The sequence below is a fragment of the Streptomyces sp. SAS_281 genome (genome assembly GCF_052542855.1).
Window position 1 is genome coordinate 1 of the sequence record NZ_JBMNDO010000228.1, and the last position, 3,937, is coordinate 3,937.

At 72.6% G+C, this 3,937-nt stretch carries 5 protein-coding genes; 2 read left to right on the plus strand and 3 right to left on the minus strand.

The window, feature by feature from the left end; all coding sequences use genetic code 11:
* Positions 1-46: 46 nt before the first annotated feature.
* From ACN6LM_RS37655 to ACN6LM_RS37665, 3 genes are all read right to left on the minus strand, one after another.
* Entirely contained in the window at positions 47-274 is a 228-nt protein-coding gene (locus ACN6LM_RS37655; protein ID WP_024490505.1) for a DUF3107 domain-containing protein, read from the minus strand.
* Between the two features lie 131 nt (positions 275-405).
* Positions 406-1,047: a TetR family transcriptional regulator gene (locus ACN6LM_RS37660; protein ID WP_164398457.1), complete on the minus strand. Its 642-nt coding sequence runs from the start codon at positions 1,045-1,047 to the stop codon at positions 406-408.
* A 168-nt stretch (positions 1,048-1,215) separates the two neighbouring features.
* Positions 1,216-1,431, minus strand: coding sequence for a hypothetical protein (locus ACN6LM_RS37665; protein WP_445069926.1), 216 nt, complete (start codon positions 1,429-1,431; stop codon positions 1,216-1,218).
* A gap of 110 nt (positions 1,432-1,541) precedes the next feature.
* Here ACN6LM_RS37665 and ACN6LM_RS37670 point away from each other — a divergent pair, with 110 nt between their 5' ends.
* Both ACN6LM_RS37670 and ACN6LM_RS37675 read left to right on the plus strand, forming a co-directional pair.
* On the plus strand, positions 1,542-2,507 hold the full coding sequence (locus tag ACN6LM_RS37670; protein ID WP_445069927.1) for an alpha/beta fold hydrolase: 966 nt from the start codon (positions 1,542-1,544) through the stop codon (positions 2,505-2,507).
* Complete coding sequence (locus ACN6LM_RS37675; RefSeq protein WP_445069928.1) at positions 2,492-3,841, plus strand: DUF3152 domain-containing protein; 1,350 nt, start codon at positions 2,492-2,494, stop codon at positions 3,839-3,841. Before ACN6LM_RS37670 ends, ACN6LM_RS37675 begins: the two co-directional genes overlap by 16 nt.
* Positions 3,842-3,937 lie beyond the last annotated feature (96 nt).

Consider the following 3,937-nt stretch of genomic DNA (forward strand, 5'->3'; position numbering starts at 1 on the left):
CTCCCCCCCCCCCCCCCCCCCCCCCCTCTCCTCGCGTTCGTACGCTCTACAGCGCGCCGAACCCCACCCGTCGGGTGCTGGGCTCGCCGATCTCCACGTAGGCGATCCGGTCGGCCGGCACCAGGACCTTGCGGCCCTTCTCGTCCGTGAGGCTGAGCAGCTGCGCCTTGCCGGCGAGAGCCTCGGACACCGCGCTCTCGACCTCTTCGGCGGAAAGCCCGCTCTCCAGAACGATCTCCCGGGGCGTGTGCTGCACCCCGATCTTGACCTCCACGGCTATGTCCCTCCGACGGTCAGTCCCTGCGCGGCGAACCGCGCCGTACGCAGCACACATTAGCCCGCTGAGGGGACTCGTCAGGGCGCCCCGGCCACGCCCGCAGCGAACACGGGCGCCGGGCCGGGCGGTCAGTGCTGATCGATGCCGTGCAGGGGGAAGCCCGCGATGCCGCGCCAGGCCAGCGAGGTGAGCAGCTGCACGGCGGTGTCGCGCGGAATGGCCGACCGGCTCGACAGCCAGTAGCGGGCGACCACCTGGGACACCCCGCCGAGACCCACCGCGAGGAGCATGGACTCCTCCTTGGAGAGGCCCGTGTCGCCCGCGATCACATCGGAGATCGCCTCGGCGCACTGGAGCGAGACCCGGTCCACGCGCTCGCGCACGGCGGGCTCGTTGGTCAGGTCGGACTCGAAGACCAGCCGGAAGGCGCCGCCCTCGTCCTCCACGTACGCGAAGTACGCGTCCATCGTCGCGGCCACGCGCAGCTTGTTGTCCGTGGTCGACGCCAGCGCCGTGCGCACGGACTGGAGCAGCGACTCGCAGTGCTGGTCGAGGAGGGCCAGGTAGAGCTCCAGCTTGCCCGGGAAGTGCTGGTAGAGCACCGGCTTGCTGACCCCGGCGCGCTCCGCGATGTCGTCCATCGCCGCGGAGTGGTAGCCCTGCGCGACGAAGACCTCCTGCGCGGCTCCCAGCAGCTGGTTGCGTCGGGCGCGGCGGGGCAGGCGAGTGCCCCGCGGGCGCGCCGCCTCGGTCTGCTCGATGGCTGTCACGCCGCCTCCCAAATTCGTGGTCCGACACAGCCGTTCCGTACGTGCCGCGCCATACCGACATCGTACTTTTGGGTAACCCGGGTATGCGCGGCGCGGACGCAGAATTTCACGGACCGGACGGCTGCGGTAGCCGCAGATTGTCCGCCCCGGCGGGCAGAGCGGGACGTATCAGCGGTAATCGTCCTCATCCTGTGGGACCGCACGGGCCTGGTCCGCCGCGTCCGCCTCGCTGGCGCCGCCGCGGTCGAGGTCGGTGAGCGGTTCGTCGCCCTCCGGACGGAGGTCTGCGTGCTGCTCGGCGGCGTCCGCCTCGGGCGTCTCCTGGTCGGGCTCGTCCGGCTGGACGTCCTCGAAGGTCTCCGGGTCCCTCGGGTCGACCGTCATGGTGACTCCCTTCCTCGGTTCGAGCCTATGAGGTACCCCGTGAAGCCGCTATGCGATCGTGTGACGGCGAACACACGAACCCCGGTGTGATCATCTCGTAACATTGCCGCATGTCTTCGACCGAGCTGCCGGGAGTTCGCGCCGCCGCCGCGGCGGTGTCACCCACGGTGAGCGCCGTCAGGGTCGCGGAGGGGGAGCGGCTGCGCTCCGTCGAGCTGCCCGGGCTGACACTCACCGTCCGTTCGCGACCGTCCCGGGGGCCCGGGCTGCCGCCCGCCCTCTTCGTGCACGGGCTCGGCGGCTCCTCGCAGAACTGGTCGGCCCTGATGCCGCTGATGGACGACCTGGCCGACTGCGAGGCGGTCGACCTGCCCGGCTTCGGCGACTCGCCGCCCCCGGACGACGGCAACTACTCGGTCACCGGACACGCCCGCGCGGTCATCCGGCTCCTGGACGCCCAGGAGCGCGGGCCCGCACACCTGTTCGGCAACTCGATGGGCGGCGCGGTCGCCACCAGGGTCGCCGCGGTCCGCCCCGACCTGGTGCGTACGCTCACGCTGATCTCGCCCGCGCTCCCGGAGATCCGGGTCCAGCGCACGGCCGCCCCGACCGCACTGCTCGCACTGCCGGGCGTCGCCTCCCTGTTCGCCCGGCTCTCCCGGGACTGGACCGCGGAGGACCGCACCCGCGGAGTCATGGCACTCTGTTACGGCGATCCGGCACGGGTCTCCGAGGCGGGCTTCCGCGACGCGGTGGCCGAAATGGAGCGCCGGCTGGAACTGCCGTACTTCTGGGACGCCATGGCGCGTTCCGCCCGTGGCATCGTCGACGCGTACACGCTGGGCGGACAGCACGGGCTGTGGCGCCAGGCCGAGCGGGTGCTCGCGCCGACCCAGCTGGTGTACGGCGGACGGGACCGGCTCGTCTCGTTCCGGATGGCCCGCAGGGCGTCCGCGGCCTTCCGCGACGCGCGCCTGCTGACACTGCCCGATGCCGGGCACGTGGCGATGATGGAGTACCCGGAGGCGGTCGCCCAGGCGTTCCGGGAATTGCTCGACGAATGCGGCGGGAGCTGATCCAGGGCGTGGGACGACACAGCCGGAAGGGCCCCGAGCCCAGCGCGCCCGGGACCGGGCAGGCGGAGCCGGACGAAGCGGGGCGCGAGGCCGCCCGGCCCGTCGCCGGCACCGGACGGCGCAGACGGCAGGCGGGGCCCGCACCCTTCGCGGGGGCGCCCGAGGTGCGCGGCGGCCACCCCGAACAGCGTGAACCCGGCGGCGGCTGGGGTACGGGCCCCGGGCGCGCCCCGGGTCGCCCCGGTCTCCAGGCGCCCGCGTCCGGCGCGCGCCCCGGCGCTCCGCGCCCCCCGCACCACCAGCGGGCCGCCGGCACCCGGCCGCTGATACCGGGCCCGCGGCGCGAGTTCGTCGATGCCTTCGACAGCCCGCCCGCGCCGCCCGTGCCGCCCGCGCCGCGCCGGCGCGACCAGGTGGCCGACGACCCGTACCGCTCCGTCACCGACTGGGACCACCGCGAGCCGGAGACGCGGAGCGACGGGGACGCGGCCCCGGCCCCGGCCCCGGCCAAGGAGGCCAAGGGAGGCAAGGGCCGTACGCTCACCGGTATCGCGGCCGCCGCGGTGACCACCGTGCTCGCGGTCGTCGTGGCCGGGCAGGTCGCCCACGACGGCACTTCCGGAAACGGCGCCGCGCAGGCCGCGGGGGTCGACCGGGACGACGTGGGCGACGCGTCACGTTCGGACAGCCGTACGACTCCCTCGCCCGAGGCGGCGGACGTCAAGCCCCTTACGTATGAGCAGAAAATGGCCAAGCCCTATCCGCTGTCGCCGGCGCTGACGGGCTCGGGGAAGTTCGACACCGTGCCCGGCTCCGCCAAGGCGCCCGGCAAGGGGACGGTCCACCGCTACCGGATCGACGTGGAGAAGGGGCTCGGGCTCGACGCCGGGCTGTTCGCCCAGGCGGTCCAGAAGACCCTCAACGACGACCGGAGCTGGGCGCACGACGGCGCCATGACCTTCGAACGGATCTCCGAGGGCGAGCCGGACTTCGTCATCACGCTGGCGAGCCCGGGCACCACCGGCGCGTGGTGTGCCAAGTCCGGCCTCGACACCATGGAGGACAACGTCTCCTGCGACTCGGCCGCCACCGAGCGCGTGATGATCAACGCCTACCGCTGGGCGCAGGGTTCGGCCACCTTCGGACCGGACAAGCTGTTCTCGTACCGGCAGATGCTCATCAACCACGAGGTGGGCCACCGGCTCGGTCACAACCACGAGAGCTGCCGGACGCAGGGCACGCTCGCGCCGGTGATGCAGCAGCAGACCAAGACACTGGATCTCGACGGCATCAAGTGCCGCCCGAATGCCTGGGTCCATCCCACATCTGAGTAACCCTCAGTTTCCATAGCGCGACAGAACGCTGTTCCGCCGGGAAAGTTACGCCGGTTCACCCCTTTCGGTGGGGCGACGGACAACCGTCCGTCGCGC